15 protein-coding genes are annotated in these 23532 nt (G+C 67.2%); 2 read left to right on the forward strand and 13 right to left on the reverse strand.

Annotation, left to right across the window (positions count from 1 at the left end):
- Window positions 1-201: 201 nt before the first annotated feature.
- Together DND132_RS11815 and DND132_RS11820 are read right to left on the reverse strand one after the other, a co-directional pair.
- On the reverse strand, window positions 202-1671 hold the full coding sequence (locus tag DND132_RS11815) for a HAMP domain-containing sensor histidine kinase (RefSeq protein ID WP_014322979.1): 1470 nt from the start codon (window positions 1669-1671) through the stop codon (window positions 202-204).
- A gap of 31 nt (window positions 1672-1702) precedes the next feature.
- Window positions 1703-2425: a response regulator transcription factor gene (locus DND132_RS11820; protein WP_014322980.1), complete on the reverse strand. Its 723-nt coding sequence runs from the start codon at window positions 2423-2425 to the stop codon at window positions 1703-1705.
- 945 nt (window positions 2426-3370) lie between these two features.
- Here DND132_RS11820 and DND132_RS11825 point away from each other — a divergent pair.
- A complete protein-coding gene (locus DND132_RS11825) occupies window positions 3371-4330 on the forward strand; it encodes an integrase domain-containing protein (protein ID WP_014322981.1) in 960 nt (319 codons plus the stop codon).
- A gap of 447 nt (window positions 4331-4777) precedes the next feature.
- Entirely contained in the window at window positions 4778-5857 is a 1080-nt protein-coding gene (locus tag DND132_RS11830) for a tyrosine-type recombinase/integrase (protein WP_014322982.1), read from the forward strand.
- Between the two features lie 213 nt (window positions 5858-6070).
- Here the strand turns inward: DND132_RS11830 and DND132_RS11835 are convergent, their stop codons facing one another.
- The 11 genes from DND132_RS11835 to DND132_RS11885 form a co-directional block, all read right to left on the reverse strand.
- Window positions 6071-7291, reverse strand: a complete 1221-nt coding sequence (locus DND132_RS11835) for a phosphopentomutase (protein WP_014322983.1) — start codon at window positions 7289-7291, stop codon at window positions 6071-6073.
- Window positions 7291-8643 carry a thymidine phosphorylase gene (gene deoA / locus DND132_RS11840; RefSeq protein ID WP_014322984.1) on the reverse strand — a complete coding sequence of 451 codons (1353 nt, stop codon included), beginning with the start codon at window positions 8641-8643 and terminating at the stop codon, window positions 7291-7293. Before deoA ends, DND132_RS11835 begins: the two co-directional genes overlap by 1 nt.
- Window positions 8644-8796: 153 nt before the next feature.
- The gene (gene deoC / locus DND132_RS11845; RefSeq protein WP_014322985.1) at window positions 8797-9588 is read right to left on the reverse strand and encodes a deoxyribose-phosphate aldolase; all 792 of its coding nucleotides are present in this window, start codon (window positions 9586-9588) and stop codon (window positions 8797-8799) included.
- Window positions 9585-9995, reverse strand: a complete 411-nt coding sequence (locus tag DND132_RS11850) for a cytidine deaminase (protein WP_014322986.1) — start codon at window positions 9993-9995, stop codon at window positions 9585-9587. The genes deoC and DND132_RS11850 overlap by 4 nt, the downstream gene beginning before the upstream one ends.
- Window positions 9996-10970, reverse strand: coding sequence for an ABC transporter permease (locus DND132_RS11855; protein WP_014322987.1), 975 nt, complete (start codon window positions 10968-10970; stop codon window positions 9996-9998). It abuts the gene before it with no gap.
- Window positions 10967-12070, reverse strand: a complete 1104-nt coding sequence (locus tag DND132_RS11860) for an ABC transporter permease (protein ID WP_014322988.1) — start codon at window positions 12068-12070, stop codon at window positions 10967-10969. The genes DND132_RS11855 and DND132_RS11860 overlap by 4 nt, the downstream gene beginning before the upstream one ends.
- A complete protein-coding gene (locus tag DND132_RS11865) occupies window positions 12071-13636 on the reverse strand; it encodes an ABC transporter ATP-binding protein (RefSeq protein ID WP_014322989.1) in 1566 nt (521 codons plus the stop codon).
- A gap of 1 nt (window position 13637) precedes the next feature.
- On the reverse strand, window positions 13638-14627 hold the full coding sequence (locus DND132_RS11870) for a BMP family lipoprotein (RefSeq protein WP_014322990.1): 990 nt from the start codon (window positions 14625-14627) through the stop codon (window positions 13638-13640).
- A gap of 157 nt (window positions 14628-14784) precedes the next feature.
- The gene (locus DND132_RS11875) at window positions 14785-15777 is read right to left on the reverse strand and encodes a BMP family lipoprotein (RefSeq protein WP_014322991.1); all 993 of its coding nucleotides are present in this window, start codon (window positions 15775-15777) and stop codon (window positions 14785-14787) included.
- Window positions 15778-16395: 618 nt separating this feature from the next.
- Window positions 16396-17181 (reverse strand): hypothetical protein, encoded by a 786-nt coding sequence (locus DND132_RS11880; protein ID WP_014322992.1) that lies wholly within the window; start codon window positions 17179-17181, stop codon window positions 16396-16398.
- Between the two features lie 116 nt (window positions 17182-17297).
- Window positions 17298-23402 (reverse strand): VWA domain-containing protein, encoded by a 6105-nt coding sequence (locus DND132_RS11885; RefSeq protein WP_014322993.1) that lies wholly within the window; start codon window positions 23400-23402, stop codon window positions 17298-17300.
- Between the last annotated feature and the right edge of the window lie 130 nt (window positions 23403-23532).

Below are 23532 nucleotides of genomic sequence, written 5' to 3' on the forward strand. Positions count from 1 at the left end.
CTTGGTCCTCAGACGCCCACTGCGGGGCCCGTGCCCCTTGTGCAGCGTCGAATACCTTCTACGTCCCGATTGTAAAAAGCCGTTCAATCGGGTGTGTTGAATTGTAATTCATTGTAAAATGGGGACCGGGCCGAGGCCCGGACAAAGCGGCGAAAGGGGATGGACGGACGAGCCCAGCGGGGGGATGCCGGGCGGTCCCTCCTAATGGGACAGGGGGAAGAAAAGGGAGACGGCGAATCCGTGCGGCGACCGGTTGGCGAATTCCAGGCGCCCTCCGCAGATTTCCATGCACTGCTTGACGATCGACAGGCCCAGGCCGGAACCGCCGGGATAATCGGCGGCGCCCTCTCCCCGGAAAAAAGGCTCCGTGAGATGCGCCAGTTCAGTGGGGGGCACGCCCGGTCCGTTATCCTCGACACTGACGAGGACCTCGTCCACCAGGCATTGCACCCGGATCGTGATGACGCCCTGTTCGGCGGCGTAGCGGATGGCGTTGCGTAGGGCGTTGCCCACCATGCGGCGCAGGCACTCCAGATCGGTGCGGATGTAAAACTCCTGCTCCGGACGTTCAAACTCGATGTCCGCGCTTTGCCCTTCCAGCGCTATGATCTCATTGATCGTATGATACAACGGAACGATCTCGATGCGCGGTTGGCCGGGGAGACCCTCGGAGCGCAGATACCCGAGGACGTCCTCCACCAGGACGGCGATCTCCTCGACGTCCCGGCTGATCTTGCGTGCGCGGTTCGCGAAATCGCCGTCCAGGCGTTCCTCCAGCACGGCGAGGCCGAATTTCGTCCTGGCAATGGGCGAGCCCAGTTCGTGGGCGATTTGACGGATGAAGCGACGCTGCCGGAACATCTGCTGCATCAGCTGATTGGACATGCTGTCCACGGCGTCGGCCAGGCGTCTGATTTCGTCCTTGCGGCCCAGGGACGGGAGATAGTCGTCCTTGCGCTTCTCGGTCAGCACGTACTCCCCGGCCGCTATGCGCTCCGCCTTTTCCGTGACCTGGCCGATGGGTTTGGCCAGATGCCACACGAACGGCCACCACCAGAGAAAGCACAGGCCCAGCACGACCACCATGGTGACCAGTACACCGTACATGTTGAAGTACAACCCGTGCCCGGAAAAGGACGTGGAGGAGGAGATCAACAGGACATAGTGCAGCTTGTGGTTCTCGTCGGGAACGAAGACCGGCCTGCCATACCAGTAGCGGGTCGGGTCGCCCGCACGAAGATAGATCGCGTTCTGCATGGGGAGGAATCCGCTTTCCGCTTCCAGCACGGCGTTGATGTCCTGCCGTTCCGAACTTCCGGGCTCCGCGCAGAAGGAGACCTGCGGCTTGGGCATCTTGCTCGCCTCGGCCATGACCGTGTCCGGGATGGCGCCGTGGGTGGGAATGTGCCCCATGTCGTCCAGGGCCTGCACATGGAAGCGGATATCGTAGGATTCGCTGTAGCGGTCGAGCACCTTCTGCCAGTCATAAATCGGCTTGTACTGGAGATTGGCGGCCACAACCTGCATGACGGAGTTGATGCCGCCGCGGAACAGGACTTGGGCGTAGGCCCCGTTGCTGCCGATCAGCAGCCAGCTGCCGCCGAGCACGACAACCCCCAGCCAGACGAGGTTCAGCACCGACCAGATCATGAATTTTGTGTATAAGCGCATGCCGTTTCCCTGTAGCCAATGAATCCTGTCGCTATTTCATGAACATGTAGCCGCTCCCTCGAACGGTGCGCAGGTAGGAGGGCGTGCGTGGAGAGTCCCCCAGCTTGCGCCGAAGGGAGGAAATGTGCATGTCCACGGAGCGGTCAAAGATGCAGTATTCCCTGCCGAAGATATCGGAAATAAGCTGATCGCGGGAAAAGACCCGCCCCGGGTGCGAGGCCATCCTGTACAGGAGCTGGAATTCGATGGTGCTCAGGTCAAGCGTCTTGCCGTTCAGGTCGGCCTGCATTCGGGTGCTGTCGAGCATCAGGCCGTGTATGACAACGGTCTCGCCGTCGCAGGATTCTTCCTCGACCATGTCTTCCGCGCTGGTCCGGCTGCGGCGCAGCACCGCGCGCAGGCGCGCCAACAGTTCCCGTGGGGCGAAGGTCTTGGGCACATAATCGTCGGCGCCCATCTCCAATCCCACGATCTTGTCGCTGACGTCCGTCTGGGCCGAGATGATTATCACCGGCAGCTTGGGAGCCTTGGCGCGGAGCTGTTTGAGAATCGTGAGGCCGTCGATGTCCGGCAGCATCATGTCTAGGAGGATGGCGTCGAACGCGCTGGACAGCGCCATCTGCAGCCCGTCGTTGCCGTCCAGGGCATACTGGACCTCCAGACCGTAGGCCCCCATGAAATCGCTGACGACCCCGCACAGGTTCTCGTCGTCATCGATCATCAACACATGGTATGTATTGTTTTCGGCTTCCATGCTTCTCCCCTCGCAGGGCAAGATATCAACCTGTGAAATAATCTCGTTCCATTGAATGGCTTTCCTCAATGGTTCGATGCGCAATCACCCCTGAAGACACAACGGGCGTTGCCCACCGCCACCCCTGGCGAACTCCCCCTCGCCCGGACGGAGATTCCCGCCGGCGAAGCCCGCCCATATCGTCGCCATCCGGCCGGGACGGTGAATATCCCGTTTGCCGCCCGGATAGTCCCGCATATCCCAATACTTTCCTACCGGCAACTCCCGGTCCCACCCCGAAAGTTGAATCAACGACCTGTTGGAGCCGAACGATCCGAGGTTGAAACGGTTGCGCGCCGCAACCGGGGCAAGCTGTTCGCCTTTCACGGTATCCCTCGCTTGGCCGCGAGTTAGTCAGCGGTAACGCGGGAAACTCGGCGGGAGGGGGAAAACCCCTCCGCCGAACCTTGCGCGGCGATTTCCCGGGGTGATACGACAGGGCATAACCAGTCCGGTTGAGTAACTAGAAGGAGGTAAATCGCACCCAAGGCGCGTTCATAAGTTTTGACGACAGTCTAAACTGATGAACGCTTAAACAGGCACTAACATGCCGTAACACCTAACATTTCGCTGCCGTGCATTTCCAAACGGCACGCTTTCACATCCAAACGCCAGGCTGAAACACAGCACCCCCGCCGGACAAACGACAGGTATCTAGAAATCTGCCGTTGTCGAAATTCCCCCACGGCCACCGCTTTATGCGCAGGACGAATGAGCCTGCGTGGTGGCACCCCTTATTAAATGGATTCCTGAATTTTCCTTCAGTGGGAAACGGACATTGATTTGTCCCGTGTCGGTTGTTGTGTGGCGCGTTCGTGCCATAGGCAGGTCATTTCCCGGCAAACGGGGAAGGTCCGACCTGCTTTGTCCCGGGGCACTGCCCCGAACTTCAGGAAGGATAATTCCATGACAAAATCCATCAGTCTGGTACTGGGCGCGAACAGGGCAACTTTGTCCGGCCCGCGCTCGAAGCAACACAGAATCCGGCAGAACGCCAAGGCCTTCGCAGGCCGGTTGCGCGAAGCCGGATTTGGGGTCCGCAAATGGACCAACATTTCCAACAAGCATTTTGCGGCGGTAGCGCGGCAAATGAAAGGCCAAGGCGTGGGTGACGGGCGTATCGCCGAAATCTTTTCGGCAGCCCGTCACCTGTGCCGAGCCTACGGGAATACCTGCATCAGCCCGACCAACGGCGTGTTCGACGTCCGGCGGGGCAGCATTGCCAACGCCAACAGCAAGGCGGTTGCCCCTGAATTCGTCTTGGGGGCAATCGCCAAACTGGAAACCGAATCGTCATACGAGCACGGTCCTCGTTGCGCCGCCCAGATCCGGCTTCAGTACGAACTGGGGCTCCGGCGCGAAGAGTCGGCAAAAGTCGATCTGATCAACGATTGGGACAAGGAAGGCAGCACCCTTTACATCCGGTATGGTCCGAAGGGTGGGCGCCCCCGGACGCTGCACAATCTGTCCGATCGGCAGCAGGAAGCTCTTGAGCGAGCTCTGCCATACGTAAGTCAATCCGACAGGCCGGGGATTCATAATCTCATGCCGAGCGGGATGGGCGGCAAATGGCAGGAAAAGCTGTCCTACGCGGCCAGGCTTTGCGGCTTCACCAAGAAGGAAAGCGGGTGGACGCTGCACAGCAACCGTCATGAACGGTTCCATCGTATGTATGTCGCGCACACGGGCTTTCAGCCGCCCAACCAGCACGAATCCCTGGCGGCCTTCCAGAAGGCCGCGCGGGACACCGCTGGGGACGAATGGTCCCGGCTCGACGCCGAAGCCCGGGATGAAATAGAAGTCTCTGCCGGCCATTCCCCTGGCCGCCGTGATGTGTCCGATGCCTACCTTGGCCGTTCCCGTTAGAAGAAGCCCCGCCCTTTTCGGTGGGGCTTCCTTTTGGGCATGAGGTTGCCAGGAGATGAATCGTTCACGCGATTCATCTCCTGGCAACCGTCCTCCCCGCCCGTCGGCTTGTGGCCGATGGGCAGGGAGGACTTTCGCTCCCTGATGAGCGACTCGTCGAAAAAAATGAAAATACCCTATCCCGATTCCTTGAGTTCAAAGGTGCCGGTGTGATCAGACTGAAGGGTTGGCCGAGTTGGCGGGCGGTTCGGAGGCCGCCCGAGGGGGACCGAAGACAATCCGGAAGGTACATGGCTTTTGACACCAAACTGAAGACCCGCGTATTATGCGCCCAGGACGTTGCCGCGTTCCTGGGCAAAAGCGTGGACTGGGTCTACGACCATGCCGAAGACGTCGGCGGCGTCAAACGTGGTGGGTCATGGTTCTTTCCGAACGAGGAAGATATCTATGACCGTCTATTTCAAGGCCGGGAAAGGGTACCGGTACGACTTCATGGTAAAGGGCAAGCGCTACACCAAGGCGTGGTTCAAGGGGAAACAGGCCGCGAAAACGGCCGAAGTCAAAAGAAGGGAGGACGTCGAAAAGAAACAGGAACTGGAAGCGACGGGCGACATGGCCTTGCTTGATCTGCTCAACCTGCGGCTGGATTACCTGCTGGACCGTGCGTACTCGGAGTCCCACTACAAGAAGACCAAGCTCGCGGCCCAGCGGCTGCTGGACTACTTCGGCAAGGTGCCGTGTTCCGTAATTACCCGCCTGAAGGCCGACGAATTCTTGATGGCCGTGGTCAGGGAACGTACCCCGGTCGCTGGCAACAACGACCTCAAGGTGCTCCGGGCGGCGTTCTCCTGGGGCATGAAGCGGGGCCAGCGGTTCATTCAGGACAACCCCTTCGCGGGGTTGGAAACGTTCCCCAGCGACAAGCCCAGCGAACGGAAGAAGACCCCCAGGATCGACGAACTGGACCGGATGATCGAAGCGGCTCAGCCGAAGCACCGCCCCTATTTGTGGGTGCTCCGGGAAACCATGGCGCGGAGCATCGAGGTCCACCGGCTCACCTGGAATCGGGTCAACTTTGAAGAACGGTACGTCGAGCTGGAAACGCGCAAGAACAAGAACCGGGAACCGGTGCTGCGCCGGGTGCCGATGACGGACAAGCTGTACGAAGTCCTCTCAAACCTGTACGCGACCCACGCCCCCAAAAAGGAATGGGTGTTCTGGACTAGGAGCTACAACGCCAAGACCGGCATGATGGAAGAAGGTCCCTATAGGCGGGGCCGGTATTCCATGCTCCAAAAGATCTGCCGGGATGCGGGAGTGGATTACTACACCTTCCACCGCTTCCGGGCATCGGGCGCATCCGTGATGGACAACAGCGGGGCCTTGCTCCCTGGCATCCAGCGCATCCTTGGCCACGCGGACCGGCGGAGCACGGAAATCTATCTGGAAAAACTCCGTGACGTGGAACGCGACGCCATGGACGTTTACGAAAGGGAAAGCCGCAAGGATGATGACAAGGTTGCCTGACAACTTCACACATGCGGTTCACACACGCTGACAAGGCGGCTTGCGGGTGTCCACCTGCAACCCGTTGAAAACCAAAAGAAAGACTGGATAGTCACACACGAAGAACGTGACTATTCTCAAGGCCCTCGGCCTTGAGCTGGTGCAGGGCAGCGCCCTGCCCGTCGGAGACGCCGCCCGGCGAGGGCCCGCCGGAGGCATTCCCCACGCCACCCCTTACGCCAAGTCAATCACCTCACCCGTCTCCAGCGGGCCGACGTCGAGGTGTCGGGCCACGGTCTGGCCGACATCGGCGAAGGTGTCGCGCAGGCCTGCGCAGCCGGGCAGGACCGGGGGGCCGAACAGCAGGACGGGCACGCATTCGCGGGTGTGGTCGGTGCCTTTCCAGGTGGGGTCGCAGCCGTGGTCGGCGGTGATGACGGCCAGGTCGCCGGGTCGCAGGCGGGGCAGGAAGCCGGTCAGGCGGGCGTCGAGGGCTTCGAGGGCGGCGGCGTACCCGGCGGTGTCGCGGCGGTGTCCCCATTCGGAATCGAACTCCACGAAGTTGGCGAAGACCAGGGAGCCGTCGGGCGCTTGATCGGCCTCGGTCTCGACGAGATCGAAGAGGGTGGCCGAGTCCGGGCCCTTGACGGCCCTGGTGACGCCGCGACCGGCGAAGATGTCGCTGATCTTGCCCACGGAGATAACCTGGCGTCCGGCGTTCTTGAGCACGTCGAGCAGGGTGGGGGCGGGCGGTTCCAGGGCGTAGTCGTGGCGGTTGGGGGTGCGGGTGAAGTTGCCGGGCCGGCCGATGAACGGGCGGGCGATGACCCGGCCGATGTTGTAGCCGTCAAGGAGTTCGCGCACGAGTTTGCAGAGGTCGAGCAACCGGTCCAGGCCGAAGGTCTCCTCGTGGGCCGCGATCTGGAAGACCGAGTCCACGGAGGTGTAGCAGATGGGCATGTCGGTGGCCATGTGTTCGGCCCCGAGTTCCTTGATGATTTCCGTGCCCGAGGCGGCGCGGTTGCCGAGGATGCCGGGGAGGTGCGCCTGTTCGATGATGGCGTCGGTGAGGGCCTTGGGGAAGCTCGGAAAGTCGGGCGGGAAGTAGCCCCAGTCGAAGGTCACGGGCACCCCGGCCAGTTCCCAGTGGCCGCTGGGCGTGTCCTTGCCCCGGCTGATCTCGCGGGCGGCGGCGAACCGGCCGCGCAGGACCGGGGATTTGAGGCCCGGCGGGACGGTGCCGGTGACAAGCTGGGCGGCCAGCCCCAGGCCCAGGGAGGCCATGCAGGGCAGGTTGAGGGGGCCGGAGCGCAGGCCGTCGCGGTCGGCCTCGCCGCGCGCGCAGGCCTCGGCGATGTGGCCCAGGGTGTCGGCCCCGGCGTCGCCGTACTGGTCGGCGTCCGGTGCCCAGCCGATGCCCAGGGAGTCGAGGACCAGGATGAAGGCGCGCGGCATCAGTTGGTCTCCTGTGCGGGTTCCTCGCGGGCGGTGATCCGGCGGCGGACGACCGGGCGCGGGGCCGGTGGCGCGTCGCTGATGGTCACGGCCCGGCGAATGCGTTCTGCGGCCATGTCGGCCTGTGCCGTGTCGCGGGCGTGGACCACGCACAGGGGGATGTCCGGGGCAACGGGATCGCCGATGCGGGCGAAGCCGGTCATGCCCACGCCGTGGTCGATGGCCTGGTCCGCGCGGGTGCGGCCGCCGCCCATGGCCACCAGGGTCATGCCCACGGCGCGGCTGTCCATGGCCGCGACGAAGCCGGTCCGGTTCGGGTACACGGGCCGCGCCACGGGCGGTTTCGGCAAGTAAACGTCCGTCCGCTCCAGGATATCCCTTGGCCCGCCCAGCCCGGCGACCATGCGGCCGAACCGCTCGGCGGCCGCGCCGCTGGCCAGGGCCTGTTCCATCCTGCGCGCGGCCGCGTCCGGGTCCGCAACGACTCCCGCCAGGACGAGCATCTCGCCGGTCAGGGCCAGGGTGACCTCGGCCAGGCGGGGTTCGCGCCGGACGCCGGTCAGGAAGTCCACGGCCTCGCGGACCTCCACGGCGTTGCCCACACAGTCGCCCAGGACCTCGTTCATGTCCGTGAGCAGGGCCGTGGTGGGCACGCCAGCGCCCGTGGCCACGGTGACGATGGACTCGGCCAGGGCGCAGGCGTCCGCGAAATCTTCCATGAACGCGCCGGAGCCGAATTTCACGTCCATGACCAGCCCCTGGAGCCCGGCAGCCAGCTTCTTGGACAGGATGGAGGCGGTGATCAGGTCCACGGACTCCACCGTGGCGGTCACGTCGCGCACGGCGTACAGCCGCCGGTCGGCCGGGGCCAGGTCCGTTGTCTGGCCGATGATGGCGCAGCCCGCCTCGCGGACCACGCGCGCGAAGGTCTCCAGGTCCGGGGCGGTGTCGTAGCCCGGAATGGCGTCGAACTTGTCCAGGGTGCCGCCCGTGTGCCCCAGGCCGCGTCCGGAGATCATGGGCACGAACGCGCCGCAGGCCGCCGCCAGGGGGCCGAGAATCAGGCTGACCTTGTCGCCCACGCCGCCGGTCGAATGCTTGTCCACCACGCCGCGCTCAAGGCCCATGCCCGGCCAGTCCAGGACCCGGCCCGAGTCGCGCATGGCCTCGGTCAGGTCGATGCGCTCGCGCAGGGTCATGCCGCGAAAAAAGACCGCCATGGCGAACGCCGCCACCTGGCCCTCGCTGGCCGAACCGTCCGTGATGCCCCGGACCATGGCCCGGATGTCGGCCCGGTCGAGCGCCAAGCCGTCCCGCTTCCTGCGAATGATCTCCTGCGGTATGAACGTCATGTGTGGTGCCTCCGGCGGCCGGGGGAAGGGGAGGAAAAACCCTTTGAAAAGGGTTGGTTCCTCCCCTTCCTCCGGACCCCCATCCCCTCCTTTTTCCAAACTTTTTATTGCCGCTTGGCGGGGTGCGTGGGTGGGGGATTGTGGTTTGCTCGGTTAGAGGCCGAGGTGGTTTTTTACGTCGTTGAGCAGGCCGGATGCCCCGAAGCGCAGGGTTTGGGGGGTGGCCCAGCCTTCGCCCATGATCTTGTCCGCGAGATAGAGGTAGCCCGCCGCGTCGGCCACGGTCCGGAGGCCGCCGGACGGCTTGAAGCCCAGGGGACGCCCGACCTCGGGGGTCATCTCGCGGATGGTCTCGAGCATGACCGCGGCCGCCTCCAGGGTGGCCCCGCCCGGCACCTTGCCCGTGGACGTCTTGATGAAGTCCGCGCCCGCCTCGATGGCGTCCCGCCCGGCCTCGGCGATGATCTTCAGCGACTGCAACTGGCTCGTCTCCAGGATGACCTTGAGCAGGACCGTCTCGCCGCAGACCTCGCGCACCTGGTGGAGCAGGGCGATGGCCTGGTCCCGGCCCCCCGCCTTGTATCGCTTGTAGGGCAGGACCACGTCCACCTCCTGGGCCCCGGCCGCCACCTGGGCCCGCGCCTCGGCCACGGCCTTGGCCGCGTCCGCCCCGCCGTGGGGGAAGTTGCAGACCGTGGCCACGCGCACCCCGGTCCCCTTCAGCTCATTCAGGGCCAGGGGCACGAATTTGTCGTATATGCAGACCGCCGCCACGTGGCCCCTGGGCGTGACCGCGTGCGAGCACAGGTCGCGGATCTTCTCGTCCGTGTCGTCCTCGCCCAGCGAGGTCAGGTCCATGGAGACCAGGGCGCGCAGGGCGTATCGCTCGTCGGCCCGGACCCGTCCGGCCTCGGCCGTCAATGTCTTCATCAAATCTTCGTTCATGATTTCCGTGGGTTGAGGTTTTCCGGCCCGAAGGACTCGGGCAGCAGGTCGTCCAGGGTCATGGTCAGCAGCACGCCGCGTTCGTTGCAGGCGTGGACCAGCGCGTCCGGCCCGGCGAACTCGCGGATGCGCTGGCGGCAGCCGCCGCACGGGGTGCACGGCGCGTCGGTCGGCCCGACCACCACCAGTTCGCGGATGGTCCGGCCCCCGCCCAGGACCATGGCGGCTATGGCCGACTGTTCGGCGCAGTTGCCCAGCGGGTAGGCCGCGTTCTCCACGTTGCAGCCGGTGAAGACCTCGCCCGCGTCCGTGACCAGGGCCGCGCCCACCGGGTGGTTGGAGTAGGGGGCGTAGGCGCGGTCGCGCGCCCGGACCGCCAGCCGGATGAGTTCCTCGATGTCGGGCATCTAGCGCTCCTTGACGTAAGGTATGCCGTCGGCCTTGGGGGCCGTCACCTTGCCCACGAACCCGGCCAGCAGGACCACGGTCATGACGTAGGGCAGCATGATGATGAACTGGACCGGTATCTCGCCGACGAAGGGCAGGGACACGCCCTGCAGCCGCGCCTGGAGCGCGTCGGTGAAGGCGAAGAGCAGACAGGCGCAGGCGGTCGGGCCGGGCCGCCACTTGCCGAAGATCATGGCCGCCAGGGCCAGGTACCCCTTGCCCGCGGTCATGTCGCGGATGAAGCTCGCGCCCAGGGCGGTGGACAGGGCCGCCCCGGCCACGCCGCACAGCGCGCCCGCGATGAGCACCGCCCGGTAGCGCAGCCGGGTCACCGAGATGCCCGCCGTGTCCACGGCCTCGGGGTTCTCGCCCACGGCCCGCAGCCGGAGCCCGAACCGGGTCTTGTAGAGCATGAAGGAGACGCACGGGATCAGGGCGAAGGCCGCGTAGGTCAACAGGGTGTGGCCGCTGATCAGCTCGGCGTAGATCGGGCCCAGGACCGGCACCCCGCGCAACGCCTCGGCGCCGGGCAGGGTCAGGGCCATGAACCGCGCGCCTTCGGGCAGGGGCGGGGTGTCGCCGTTGATGTGGAAAATGGCGTGGCCCAGCGTCGGGGCCAGCCCGGCGACCACGATGTTGATGGCCATGCCCGAGACCACCTGGTTGCCCCGGTGGGTGATGCAGGCGAAGCCGTGCAGCAGGGCGAGCAGCAGGCAGGCGGCCACGGCGCAGACCAGCCCGAGCCAGGCCGAGCCCGTCAGGTAGCTGACCGTGGCCGCGACGAACGCCCCGCCGAGCATCTTGCCCTCCAGGCCGATGTCGATGACCGCGGCCCGCTCCGAGCACAGCCCGGCCAGGGCGGCCAGGATCAGCGGGGTGCTGATGCGCAGGGTGGCGTCCGCCGTGAGCAGCAGCTGCATCCACAGGTCGGTCATGCCGGGGCCTCCTTGCCCGTGCGCAGGAACAGCCGTTCCAGCTGCGGGCGGTAGAGGTGCTCCAAGGCCCCGGTGAACAGGATGACGAACCCCTGGATGGTCCAGATCATGTCCCGGGTGATGTCGGGCATCTCGAAGGCCAGCTCGGCCCCGCCCTGGAACAGCGCGCCCATGAGCAGGGAGGCCAGGACGATGCCCGCCGGGTGGTTGCGGCCCATGAGCGCGATGGCGATGCCCACGAACCCGCACCCGTTGGTGAAGTTGATGACCACCCGGTGCTGTTCGCCCATGAGCTCGTTCAGGCCCATGAGCCCGGCCAACGCCCCGGACAGGAGCATGGAGACCATGATCGCCCTGGCCGGGGAGATGCCGCCGTGCACGGCCGCGTCCGGGTTGCGGCCCACGGCCCGGATCTCGTAACCCCAGCGGGTGCGGCCGATGAACAGCCAGACCCCGACGCAGCACAAGAGGGCGATGAACAGGGCCAGGTTGGCGGGCGAGTGGGCCATCTTGACGCCGAAGTGCGCGGCCAGCTCGTGCAGCTTGGGCATCCACGTCCCCTCGGGGAAATGGGCGGTCTCGGGCAGCTGCGAGCCGGGCCGCTTGAGCCAGTCCACCAGCAGGAAGGTCATGACCGACGAGCCGATGAAGTTGAACATGATGGTCGTGATGACGATGTGCGAGCCGCGTCTGGCCTGCAGATAGGCGGGGATGGCCGCCCAGGCCGCGCCGAACAGGGCCCCGCCGAGCACGCTCAGGGGCAGGATGGCCCAGAAGGGCAGGTCGCCCAGGTACAGGCAGACCAGGCCGATGCCCAGCCCGCCGAGGTAGGCCTGGCCCTCGCCGCCGATGTTGAACAGGTAGCAGTGGAAGGCCACGGCCACGGCCAGGCCCGTGAAGATGAAATTGGTGGCGTAGTACAGGGTGTAGCCGATGGCCTCGCCGTAGCCGAAGGCCCCGTAGACCAGGTAGCCGAAGGCCTTGACCGGGTCCTGGCCCATGGCCAGGATGACCAGGCCCGAGACCAGGAAGGCGGTCAGCAGGTTGAGCGCCGGGATCAGCCCCGCGTTGACCCAGCCGGGGAGCTTGGATTGCGCCATCTACGCCGCCTCCCCGCTGTCCGGCGTCCCGGCGCAGCCCGCCATGAGCAGCCCCAGGGTGCGCTCGTCCGCGTCCTTCGCCGCCATCTCGCCGACCACCCTGCCGTCGAACATGACCAGGATGCGGTCGGCCAGGGCCAGAATCTCGTCCAGCTCCACCGAGACCAGGAGCACGCCCCGGCCCCGGTCGCGCAGTTCGATGAGCCGCTGGTGGATGAACTCGATGGCCCCGATGTCCACTCCGCGCGTGGGCTGGCCCACCAGGAGCAGGTCCGGGTCGCGCTCCATCTCGCGGGCCAGGACGATCTTCTGCTGGTTGCCCCCGGAAAAGCCCGTGGCCGGGAGGTCCGGGTCGGGCGGGCGCACGTCGAAGTCCGCCATGTAGTCGCGGCACAGCCCCCGGACCCGGCCCAGGTCCATGAGCACCGGACCGTTGACGTCCCGGCCCGTGTGGTAGCCGAGGATCATGTTCTCGGCCGCCGTGAAATCCATGATCATGGCCGTGCGGTGGCGGTCCTCGGCCACGTGGCCCACGCCCAGCCGGTGCATGGCCAGGGGGTCGGTGCGTTTGCCCTGGCCCGCGATGACCTCGCCCTTGAACCGGATGGTCCCGGCCGACGGCGCGGCCACCCCGCAGAGCACTTCGAGCAGCTCGGACTGGCCGTTGCCCGAGACCCCGGCCACGCCGAGGATCTCGCCCCGGCGCAGGGTGAAGGAGACGTCCTTCAGCCGCTTGACGCCCGCCGTGTCCGCGTAGTCGACCCCGTCCAGTTCCAGGATGGGCTCGCCGGGCCGGGCCTCGGTCTTCTCCACCCGGAGCAGGACCTTGCGCCCGACCATGAGCTCGGCCAGCTCCTCCTTGCTCGTCTCGGCGGTTCGCCGTTCGGCGACCATGGTCCCGCGCCGCATGATGGACACGGCGTCGGTCGCGGCCATGATCTCGCGCAGCTTGTGGGTGATCAGGATGACCGTGCGCCCCTGGTCGCGCAGGGTGTCGAGCATGGCGAAGAGCCGGTCCGCCTCCTGGGGCGTGAGCACGCCTGTGGGCTCGTCCAGGATCAGGGTCTCGGCCCCCCGGTAGAGGGCCTTCAGGATCTCCACGCGCTGCTGCAAGCCCACGGGCAGGTCGCCGACCACCGCGTCCGGGTCCACCTCCAGGCCGTACTCCCGGCCGAGCCGCTCCAGCTCCCGCCGGGCGTGGCCAAGGGATCGCTTCAGCAGCCCGCCCTCCTCGGCCCCGAGGATGACGTTCTCCAGCACCGTGAACGGCTCGACCAGCATGAAGTGCTGGTGGACCATGCCGATGCCCTGGCTGATGGCGTGGGCCGGGCTGGTGATGCGCACCTCCCGGCCGTTTATGCGGATGCGCCCGCTGTCCGCCTGGTAGAAGCCGTAGAGCATGCCCATGAGCGTGGACTTGCCCGCCCCGTTCTCGCCCACGATGCCGTGGATGGTCCCGGCCGCAACGCGCAGGGACACGTCCCGGTTGGCCCGCACCGGCCCGAAGGACTTGTTCAGCCCGATGAGCTCCACCGCGGGAGGTCTATGGTCGCCGGGGGCCGCCATGCTACTTGTCCATGATGTCGAAATAGTTGGTGACCTTGATCTTGCCCGCGATGATGTCCGCCTTGGCCTTGTCCACGCGCGCCCGCATGGCCGGGGTGATCAGGGCCTCGTTGTACTCGTCCAGGGCGTAGTCCACCCCGCCCTCGGCCAGGCCGAGCGAGCGGATGCCCGCCTGCCACGTGCCGTTCCTCGCGTCGCGCAGGGCCTCGTACACGGCCAGGTCCACGCGCTTGACCATGGAGGTCAGCACGCTGCCGGGATGCAGGTAGTTCTGGTTGGCGTCCGTGCCGATGGAGAATTTGTGCAGGTCCGCCGCCGCCTGGAGCACGCCCAGCCCGGAGCTGCCCGCGGCCTGGTAGACCACGTCCGCGCCCCGGTCGAACTGGGAGCGGGCCAGCTCGCCCGCCTTGATCGGGTCGCCCCAGGCCGCCGGAGTGGTCCCGGTCATGTTCTCGTAGACCACGATCCTTTTGTTCACGTACTCCGCGCCCTCCCTGTAGCCCAGGGCGAACTTGCGGATCAGGGGGATGTCCATGCCGCCCACGAAGCCGACCTTGCCGGTCCCGGACTTCATGGCCGCGATCATGCCCACCAGGAACGAGCCCTCGTGCTCGCGGAAGACCACGGATTCCACGTTGGGCCGGTCCACGACCATGTCCACGATGACGAACCGGGTGTCCGGGAACTGCGGCGCGATCTGCTCCAGGACCGAGGCGTAGGAGAAGCCGATCACGATGATCGGGTCGAAGCCGCGCGCCGCGAAGCGCTGCATGGCCTGGGCGTACTGGGACTCGTTGGTCGGCGTGAACTCGTGGTACGGCAGGCCGGACTCCCCGGCGAACCGCTCCGCGCCCTTGAACGCGGCCTCGTTGAACGACTTGTCGGACTTGCCCACCTGGTCGTAGAGCAGGGCGGGCTTGAAGGCCAGGCCCGTGCCGGGGCAGGAGAGCAGCAGCAGGAGCGCGAGCAGGAGTATGGGCGAGCGGGACATGCATCCTCCACCAGGGGCGGAACCCGCCGGTTCCGCCGGGTTGTCGAAAAGGGCCGGGGCGCGGTCTCCGGACGATACCCGATACCGCGCGCCCCGCCAAGCGGACGGACGGCGGCGGACCCTCGCCCGCCGCCGGAGAACCGTCCGGCCGGACCGGCTACTTGTCCATGATGTCGAAGTAGTTGGTGACCTTGATCTTGCCGGAGATGATGTCCGCCTTGGCCTGGTCAACGCGCGTCCGCATGGCCGGGGTGATCAGCGACTCGTTGTACTTGTCCAGGGCGTAGTCCACCCCGCCCTCGGCCAGGCCCAGGACCTTCACGCCGGGCTTCCAGGTGCCCTGCTCGGCGTCGCGCATGGCCTCGAACACGGCCAGGTCCACGCGCTTGACCATGGAGGTCAGCACGCTGCCGGGATGGATGTAGTTCTGGTTGGAGTCCACGCCGATGGAGAACTTCCTGGCGTCGGCCGCTGCCTGGAGCACGCCCATGCCCGAACCGCCCGCCGCCGTGAAGACCACGTCCGCGCCCCGGTCGAACTGGGAGCGGGCCAGCTCGCCCGCCTTGATAGGATCGCCCCAGGCCGCCGGGGTGGTCCCGGTCATGTTCTCGAAGACCACGATGTCCTTGTTCACGTACCGCGCGCCCTCCTTGTAGCCCAGGGCGAACTTGCGTATCAGCGGCACGTCCATGCCGCCCACGAACCCGACCTTGCCGGTCTCGGACTTCATGGCCGCGATCATGCCCACCAGGAACGAGCCCTCATGCTCCTTGAAGACCACGGACTCCACGTTGGGCTGGTCCACGACCATGTCGATGATCACGAACCGGGTGTCCGGGAACTCCGGCGCGATCTTCTCCAGGGCCGAGGCGTAGGAGAAGCCCACCACCACGATCAGGTCGCTGCCCCTGGACGCGAACCGGCGCAACGCCTGCTCGTACTGGGACTCGTTGGTCGGCTCGAAGTCCCGGTACTTGATGCCCGAGACCTCGGAAAAATGTTCGGCCCCCATGTGCGCGGCCTGGTTGAACGACTTGTCGAACTTGCCGCCCAGATCGTAGATCACGGCGGGATTCAGGGCCAACGCGCTGCCGGCGGAAAACGCCAGAACCAAGGCAGCCACGGCCGCCATCAACAATTTGCGGAACATGCATCCCTCCAAAACGGTTTCGCGGGATTCCCCTCTCCCGCAACAATGACCACAACCGGGCCGGTTCGCGCCCGCACCGCCCGCGCCCACACGCGCACGGCGGCACCGTAAGTCATACGCTATCCCCGGCCGGACGCCAACCCGAAGATGCCGCCCCATGGTCGGGACTTGGGTAGAGGGGAAATGCCCTCGCCGGGCGGGCGCCTCCGGCGGGCAGGGCGCCGCCCTATCGCTGCTGTCGACGGCTCTAAGACCGAGCAAGCTCGGCCTAAGACCCGACGCGCCCCCGCTCAAGGCCGAGGGCCTTGAGAATCCCGTCGCCTCGCCGCGCTCGGGGTTGAGCGCGGGGAGGCGGCGTGTCGGGACGGTGGAAAGAGAAGGGAAGCTATCGCGTTACCCCATCCGCGCAGCGGCACAAAAAAGTTTAGGAAGGAAAAGGGGATGGGGGTCCGGGTGAAGGGGAGAGGGACAACCCTTTTCACCAATCCGCAGGACAGCAGATTTGGACCGCGCCCGCTTCGGGCGCGACCCCGAAGGGGCGCAGGCCACGGACGGCCTGCGTCAAAGGGTTTCCCTCTCCCCTTCCCCCGGCCGCCGGAGGCGTCCGCCCGGGGCGGGTTAGTTGAAGAGGTCGCTGATGGCGTCGCGGATGCTGCCCTTGATTTCGTCCTTGGTGGCTTCCTTGGCGTCGGTGCCGATTTCCTTGGCGTCGTCGCCCAGGCCCATGTCATTGCTCTGGTTCTGGGAGGGCTGCTGCACCTGGACCTGCTGGGCGTTGGACGGGAGCTTGTAGTAGCTGGAGGCGAGGCTCTTCACGGCCAGCTTGGTCAGGCGCATCTCGTCGCCGTAGCGCAGGATGCCGCCGTAGCCCATCTTCCTGGCCTCATCCAGGGAGTCCTGGAAGGACTGGCCCATGGACTGGGTCAGGGCGTCGGCCATGGCCATCCAGGCGTCGGTGATCTTCTTGATGTTGGCGTGGGTGGACAGGACCATCTGGTCGCGGCGCACGACCTTGCCGTCCTCGAGGACCACGGCGTTGTAGATGGTGCCCTTGTAGCCGGCCACGGTTTCGGTCTTGCCGGTCTTTTCGTAGCGCACCTCGTAGTCCGGCTCGGACCCGCCGCCGAACATGGAGGTCATGCCGGACGCCATGCCCTTGGACATGGCGCTGAGGTCGTAGACCTGGCACTGGCCGGAGTCGCAGTTCACGGAATAAACCTTGCCGCCCGAGAGCAGGGTGTAGGCCGTGGGCGAGGTGTCCATGCGGACGTGTTCGGCGTCGCGGGTGCACAACGTGACCATGGTCCCGTCGGTGTACTTGTAGGTGGCGATGATGTCGGACGCGGCCTGGGCGGCCATGGGCATGGCCAGGACAAGACAGAGTAGAAGAATGATCCTGCGCATTGAGTCAGCTCCTCACGGTTCTCCCCGTGGTTGTTCACGTTCCCGCCCGGCACGATGCCGTTTTCGAGAAAACCTTAATCATAAATAAAGAATTGTTTCAATCCATGAATATGTATCTATCCTCCGGCCTGGGAGAAATAGAAATTGACCCCGTCCTTGAACCCGCCCTCGAAGCCGCCGAGGTCGATCTTGGGTTCCTTGAGCTTGTCGTACCAGCCCTTGCCGGTCTTGGCCGCGTTCACGGCCCCGGCCCCGGCGCCGGTGTAGGTGGTCTCGATCTGGGATGAGCCGACGGCCCCCTTGAACTGGAAGTCGCCCACCTTGACCGAGGCCGAGAAGTTGTCGGCCAGTCCCAGGGCGAACTTTTTGGCTTCGGTCATGATCTGCTTGTAGTCGTCGAGGACCAGGGAGAAGGCGGACACGGACCAGATGGACGAGGAGATGCCCACCAGGCCGCCGGTGACGTAGTCCAGCCCCTGCTTCCACAGGTCGCTGAAGACCCGTTCGACCATGCCGCCGCGCTCGCCGGTGTCGAGAACCGCGATGGTCCGGTAGGTGTCCGGGTCCACTTCGAGCCAGGCCCAGCGCGGGCGGCCGTCGAGGATGGCGGGCTGGTCCGGGAAGAGGACCGTGGCCCGGCTCTGGTTCAGGAGGCGGAAGACGCGGTCCGGGACCGCCTTTTTCAGGTCTTCGGCCATGGCGGCGCGGGCGTCGGCGGTCAGCCACAGAAAGCGGGTGTCCGCCGGGTAGCGCGGGAGCAGCTGGTAGAAGCCCACGCCGTCCGGACCCAGAACCTTGGCCTCGAGCTGGGAGGCGAACAGGCCGGACAGGATGTTGAAGGCGCGCACGGCCTCCGGGTTCGTGCCGGGCGCGGGCTGGACCTGGTTGGCGGCCTGGCGCAGGTCCAGGGCGGTGCGCACGGGCTGGTCCGGTCCGGTGCGGGACACGGTGGCGATGAGGCAGCGCGGGGTCGTGGTCCGGCCCACGGTGAGCTTGAGGGTCCCGGCCAGGGAGCGTTCGTATTCGGACTGGGCGCAGACGAAGCGGTACAGCCGGTTGCGGGCGTACCACCTGAGGGCGGACAGGTTGTCCGGGGCGTCCTCCAGCTTGTGCACGGCCCGCATGGTCTTGTCGAGCTTGCGGACCGCGTCCATGTCCATGTCGGGCAGGTTCAGGCCCAGGCAGTGGTAGCGGTCGGTCAGGGATTCGTTTTCATCCACCGGGAGTTCCAGGACCAGCTGGCGCTGGTTCAGGGTGATGGACAGCCGCTCGGCCACGATCACGTAGTCGCCGGTGTCCACGGCGTCCGCGCCGATGACCCGGCCGTCGTTGCCGTCGAAGATCGCCTTGATGACCGGGCCGTTGCCGTACCCGGCCAGGGTGAAGCCGAGGTCCACGGCCCCGCGCGACAGGGCGGGCAGGGACGGGGAGGCCGTGAGCAGGTGGAGCTCCACGGGGGCGCCCGCGTCCGACTCGCCGGACAGGGCGTCGGACAGCTCGCGCCCGGCCCGGGCCTGGCCGGTCTGGACCGGCCGGGCCAGCACGCTGACCGTGACGGACGCGGTCATGGGCTCGGCGGACGGGTCGTCGTCGGCCACCTTGCGGATCAGGCCGGGCAGCTTGGCCTCGGTCTCCAGGAACGGGGCCACCAGGACGTGTTTGTTGCCGTCCGCGTCGCGGTATTCCAGGGCGGGCACGGCGTAGGCGTCGGTACGTTCCAGCCCGGCCAGCCTGGCCAGGGCCTGCCGACCCCGGTCGGTCAGCTCCAGGGAGAGCCGCCTGGTCTTGACGCCCTGCCGGGCCAGGACCAGCTCGGCCATGCGCGCGAAGTCGGCCGGGCCGCCCCAGTTCTGGACCAGGACCGCCTGGGGCGCGAACAGGTGGCGCCATTCGCCCAGGTCGGCGGGCAGGCAGCGCACGGTCTTGAGCCGCGCCTTGAGCGCCTTGAGGGTCTTGATGTCCGCGAACTCGGCCTGGGCCGGGTCGGTGATCTCGGGCACGGCCACGGCCCGGACCGGGGGAGCGTCGCCGTCCAGGTCCGTGGCCTTGGGCCGGTACGCGCCGGGCTTCTCGAAACGGCGCGCGGCCCGCTGCCGGGCCAACTCGGCCACGGCCTCCTCGAAGGCGACCATGGACCCCTCGCCGTAGGGCTGTTCGGCACCCTGGCGGCGGACCAGGAGGCGTCCCTCGGGGTAGGGCTCGTCGCCCACGGGCTGTTTCAGGTCCGGGAACAGGGGCGAGGTCAGGTCCCAGGCCGCCGGGTCGGGCTCGGAGGGCGGCAGGCTGAACAGGATCAGGCCGCGCAGGCTGCCGCCGTCCGGGACGATGGTCTCGTCGGTCACGCCGAAGACCAGGTCCGCCGTGTCCAGGGCCGGGGGCATGGTGCCCACCGGGATGAGCGCGTTGTCCGCGGCGAATCCGGCCAGCCCCTTGCTCTTGGTCCAGTCCAGGGGCGGGGGCTCGAAGCCCGGTCCGGGCGTGAAGTTCCTGTTTCTGAGGATGAACGCGTCCACCAGCTGGGTGGCCTTGCCGTCCTTTTGGTCGAACAGGGTCAGGTCGGCCACGTACAGGTTCTCGCGGTCGGGCAGGGGGGCTAAGCCGTTGACCACCAGGGCCACGCCGTCGCCCTTGAGGGCGTCGTCCGGCGCGGTCCGGGGGACGGCCTTGGCCGCGCGCTCGTCCAGGGGCACGACCACGCCGCCGCCCTTGACGTCCACCACCAGCTCGCCCTTGCCCGCCTCCCCGGCCACGTCGCCCGGCACGCGGAAGACGAGGCGGACGCGGTTGTTCGAGCCCGGCGAGAGCAGGGTCGGGGCGTAGAAGCCCATGGGCAGCAGGGCCGTGGCCTCGTGCAGGCGCACGTTCAGCGCGCCCTCGGCGGTGTTCAGGCGCAGGGAGAAGCGCTCGGCTGGGTTGACGTCGAGCAGGGCCTGGACCTTGGACGTGAAGTCCGCCTCGACCACCCGGAAGACGCCGCCCTCCTCGGCCTGGACAGCGCCGATGCGGGTCACGTCCCGGACCTCGCGCACGGCCAGGGAGAAGGCGTCGGACAGTCTGACCGGCGGCTTGGCGGGCAGCGTGCTCAGCCGGTCCGCGCCCGTGGGCATGGCCCCGACCAGGGGGATCTCGGCGTGGCCGTAGTTGACGTCGTAGAAATGCAGGGAGAGCTGGCGCATGTTCCCGTCGGGCACCAGGAAGACCACGGTGCCCCGGACGGTCTCCTTGGGCGGCACGGCCACGGCCGGTTCGTCCGGGAGGGTCAGCGGGGTCTCGGCCAGCCAGGTGGCCGGGGAGACCGGGGTCATGACCGCGTCGTTCCAGCGCAGGAACAGGTGCCGCTTGAGGTCCGGGATGACGTAGGTGGGGACCATCTCCACGACCTTGCCCGTGGTGGCCTTGTCGTTGCCCACCCAGGCCGCCGGGTGGTTGGACCCGTCGGGGTAGACCAGGACCTGCTGCTTGGGCAGGACGTTTTGCAGGTCCACGGCCAGGGCCAGGTAGCGGTAGTGGTCCGGGGCGTCCAGGCCGCGCAGCCGGTCCAGGAACCAGGCGGACTCCACGGTGAACTTGGCGGCCTTGTTGCCGCCCGTGACCCCGATGGGGATGCGCTTGGTGATGCGCGCGTCGCGCACGGGCACCCCGTCGCCGGTGAGCAGGGCCGACACGGCCGGGTCGTAGCGCTCCCTGAGCTCGGCCAGCTCGTAGCCGATGGCGGCCGGAATCTCCACGGTGTCGTCGGTCTTGAGCGGCGGCAGCTCGGTCTGGTCCGCCCCGGCAAAGGTCAGGTTGCGGCCGTTTTGCAGCCGGTGGCGCACGGTCAGCTCGACCATGGTTCGGACCGCGTCGCCGGACGGCACGGGCTTGCGGATGTCCGCCACCAGCCCGTCGAAGGCCCGGCCCAGTTCGGCCGGGTCCTCGGTCAGGACGTAGCTGCCGCCGGAGATTTCGGCCGCGCGCTTGAAGGGCGCGGGGTCGAGTTCGCCGATGCCGACCCACAGGCAGTAGACGCCCTCGTCGCGCAGCTTGGCCAGGGTGGTCTCGAAGAACAGCTTGTCCTCGGGCTCCACGTCTAGGGCCGCGTCGGTGATGAACAGCAGGTAGCGGCGGGTGGACGGGATGGCCCGCTGGGTCTCGAGCACGGCGGCCACGGCCCCGGCGATCTCGGTGCCGCCGTCGGCGTACAGGTCGTTCATGGCCGCGAGCATTTCGCCCGTGTTGGCCGTGGTCACCTGTTCGATGACGTTCTGGTCCGAGAAGGTCATGCCCTGGGCCAGGACCTCGTCGGGCAGGGCCGCGAGGAAATCGTGCAGGATGGCTTTGACCTTGTCCATGCGGTAGTTGCAGCCGCTGAAGTCCGGGGTCTTGTCCATGGACCCGGAGATGTCCACCATGCAGGTGACCACCGGCACGTTGGACGGCCGCCCGCGCGTGGGCCGCTCGTACCGGGCGGTGAAGGTGTTGGCCAGGTTGGCGTTGACCACGGCGAAGGCCTTGTCCAGGGCTCCGGGGTCCGAGGCCGGGTAGTAGCGCCCGCCGGACAGGGACGCGATGCGGTCCAGGGTGGACACGTCGTGCCCCTTGCCGAAGCCGATGGTGAAGACCGGCACGCCGCCGGTCTTGACCGCGTCCAGGACCTCCCGCCTGGTGGCCTTGGAGCCCGGCCCGGTGTCGTTGAAGTTGGCGTCGAACCCGTCGGTGAAGACGAGCAGGGCGGGCCGTTTGGCCCCGGCCAGCATGTGCAGGCCGAGGAGCACGGCGTCGTTCAGGCAGGTGGCCCCGTTGGCCTTGATCCCGGCCAGCCCCTTGAGGGCCGCGTCGCGGGTCTCGCCCGGCAGCGCCCTGGGCTTGGTGTCGAAGTCCACCACGCGCACCCGGGCGTCCGCGGGCAGGGCGGCGATGAATTTCCGGGTGGCGTCGAGGGCGTTGCGCATTTGCCCCTTCATGGACCCCGAGGAGTCCACCAGCAGGACGATGTCCAGCGGCAGCCGGGTGCGCTCCACCGAGACCACCCGGGCCGGGGAGCCGCCCTCCCTGACGGTCAGGTCGGCGGCCAGGGGGACCATGCCCTCGGCGTCGGGCCCGTAGAGGGAGAAGGTCGCGTCCACGTGGTTGCCCTTGCGCTCGACGGCGTTGACCGCCAGCCCGTTGCCGCCCTCGGCCGCGAAGACCGAGGTCATGGCCAGGGGCCAGTCCAGGACGGTCTCACGGCCCGAGTGCACGGGCACGAACTGGGCGCGCACGGCCGTGGCCGTCTTGAGGCTGGTGGGCAGGACCTCCACCTGCCACAGACCGGCGGGCATGAGGAAATAGGCGTCCCCCTCGGGGGTCACGTCGCCGTTCTCGAACCCGGTGCCGTCCGGGAACTCCGGGTGGAAGGCGTGGACCGCCCCGAAGCGGTTCACGGCGCGGATGCGGGCCAGGCCGTAGGGCACGTTGCGGATGCGCAGGGCCCCGAGCTTCTCGCCCATGCGCACCTTGGGCACGGGGTAGGGGTGCTCGTTCAGGGTCACGGACACGGCGGTCGCGTCCGAGCCCGGATTGGTGGACAGGATGAAGTGGCAGACCCCGGCCTCCTGGGGCAGGCCGTCGATGGCGAAGCGCTGGGCCCGGCCGCCGTTCAGGGACCACTTGCCCGCGATCTCGCGGCGGTACGCCCCGGCGCGCAGGATCTCCTCGGCCTCCAGGTAGCATTCGCCCGAGGGCAGCGTGACGGTCAGGCTGCGGTACCGGCCGCCGGGGTTGTCCGTGAAGAAGCGGACCTCCACGCGCTCCTCCCCGGCCAGGGGAAAGGACACGGTCCGGCCGGGGTCCAGGCGCAGGGTCCGGACCACGGCCAGGTCCAGGCCGTTTTCGAAGCGGCCCTTGCACCACCAGACCACGCCGTTGCCCGCGTCCTTGCGCAGGAGCAGGTGGAACTCGTCGTCGCGCAGGAGTTCCGCGCCCTGCGCCTCGGCGAACGCCTTGAGGGCCGCGATCATGGTCGGCAGCTCGTCGCCGGAATAGGTGTAGTACCAGGCGTCCCCCTGGATCTCGCGGGTCTCCAGGCCGTCCCCGCGCGGGATGGCCACCTCGATCTCGGCGTTGGCCGCGGGGTTGATGTCGACCACCTCGCGGAACCCGGCCAGGGGGTCGAAGGACGGGACCTCGTCCAGGGCCCAGGCTGCGGGACAGGCGGTCAGGACGGTCAGGATCAGGACCAGGCGGAACGCGAAGCGGTGCATGCCTACCTCCGGGTTGGGGATGACGCTTATATTCCCATAGCCAATCTTTATGTTCCGGGCAAACTTGTGACCGCCCCGCGCGGCGGGCGTATATGGGCCGCGCAAGGCGGCGGGAGGAGCGGAGGCGGGC

Source organism: Pseudodesulfovibrio mercurii (assembly GCF_000189295.2).
Classification (GTDB): domain Bacteria; phylum Desulfobacterota; class Desulfovibrionia; order Desulfovibrionales; family Desulfovibrionaceae; genus Pseudodesulfovibrio; species Pseudodesulfovibrio mercurii.

Bases quoted from the DNA above. Each gene is read 5' to 3' on its own strand.
- DND132_RS11815 (WP_014322979.1), bottom strand. From the start codon at position 1,671: ATGCGCTTATACACAAAATTCATGATCTGGTCGGTGCTGAACCTCGTC.
- DND132_RS11820 (WP_014322980.1), bottom strand. From the start codon at position 2,425: ATGGAAGCCGAAAACAATACATACCATGTGTTGATGATCGATGACGAC.
- DND132_RS11825 (WP_014322981.1), top strand. From the start codon at position 3,371: ATGACAAAATCCATCAGTCTGGTACTGGGCGCGAACAGGGCAACTTTG.
- DND132_RS11830 (WP_014322982.1), top strand. From the start codon at position 4,778: ATGACCGTCTATTTCAAGGCCGGGAAAGGGTACCGGTACGACTTCATG.
- DND132_RS11835 (WP_014322983.1), bottom strand. From the start codon at position 7,291: ATGCCGCGCGCCTTCATCCTGGTCCTCGACTCCCTGGGCATCGGCTGG.
- deoA (WP_014322984.1), bottom strand. From the start codon at position 8,643: ATGACGTTCATACCGCAGGAGATCATTCGCAGGAAGCGGGACGGCTTG.
- deoC (WP_014322985.1), bottom strand. From the start codon at position 9,588: ATGAACGAAGATTTGATGAAGACATTGACGGCCGAGGCCGGACGGGTC.
- DND132_RS11850 (WP_014322986.1), bottom strand. From the start codon at position 9,995: ATGCCCGACATCGAGGAACTCATCCGGCTGGCGGTCCGGGCGCGCGAC.
- DND132_RS11855 (WP_014322987.1), bottom strand. From the start codon at position 10,970: ATGACCGACCTGTGGATGCAGCTGCTGCTCACGGCGGACGCCACCCTG.
- DND132_RS11860 (WP_014322988.1), bottom strand. From the start codon at position 12,070: ATGGCGCAATCCAAGCTCCCCGGCTGGGTCAACGCGGGGCTGATCCCG.
- DND132_RS11865 (WP_014322989.1), bottom strand. From the start codon at position 13,636: ATGGCGGCCCCCGGCGACCATAGACCTCCCGCGGTGGAGCTCATCGGG.
- DND132_RS11870 (WP_014322990.1), bottom strand. From the start codon at position 14,627: ATGTCCCGCTCGCCCATACTCCTGCTCGCGCTCCTGCTGCTGCTCTCC.
- DND132_RS11875 (WP_014322991.1), bottom strand. From the start codon at position 15,777: ATGTTCCGCAAATTGTTGATGGCGGCCGTGGCTGCCTTGGTTCTGGCG.
- DND132_RS11880 (WP_014322992.1), bottom strand. From the start codon at position 17,181: ATGCGCAGGATCATTCTTCTACTCTGTCTTGTCCTGGCCATGCCCATG.
- DND132_RS11885 (WP_014322993.1), bottom strand. From the start codon at position 23,402: ATGCACCGCTTCGCGTTCCGCCTGGTCCTGATCCTGACCGTCCTGACC.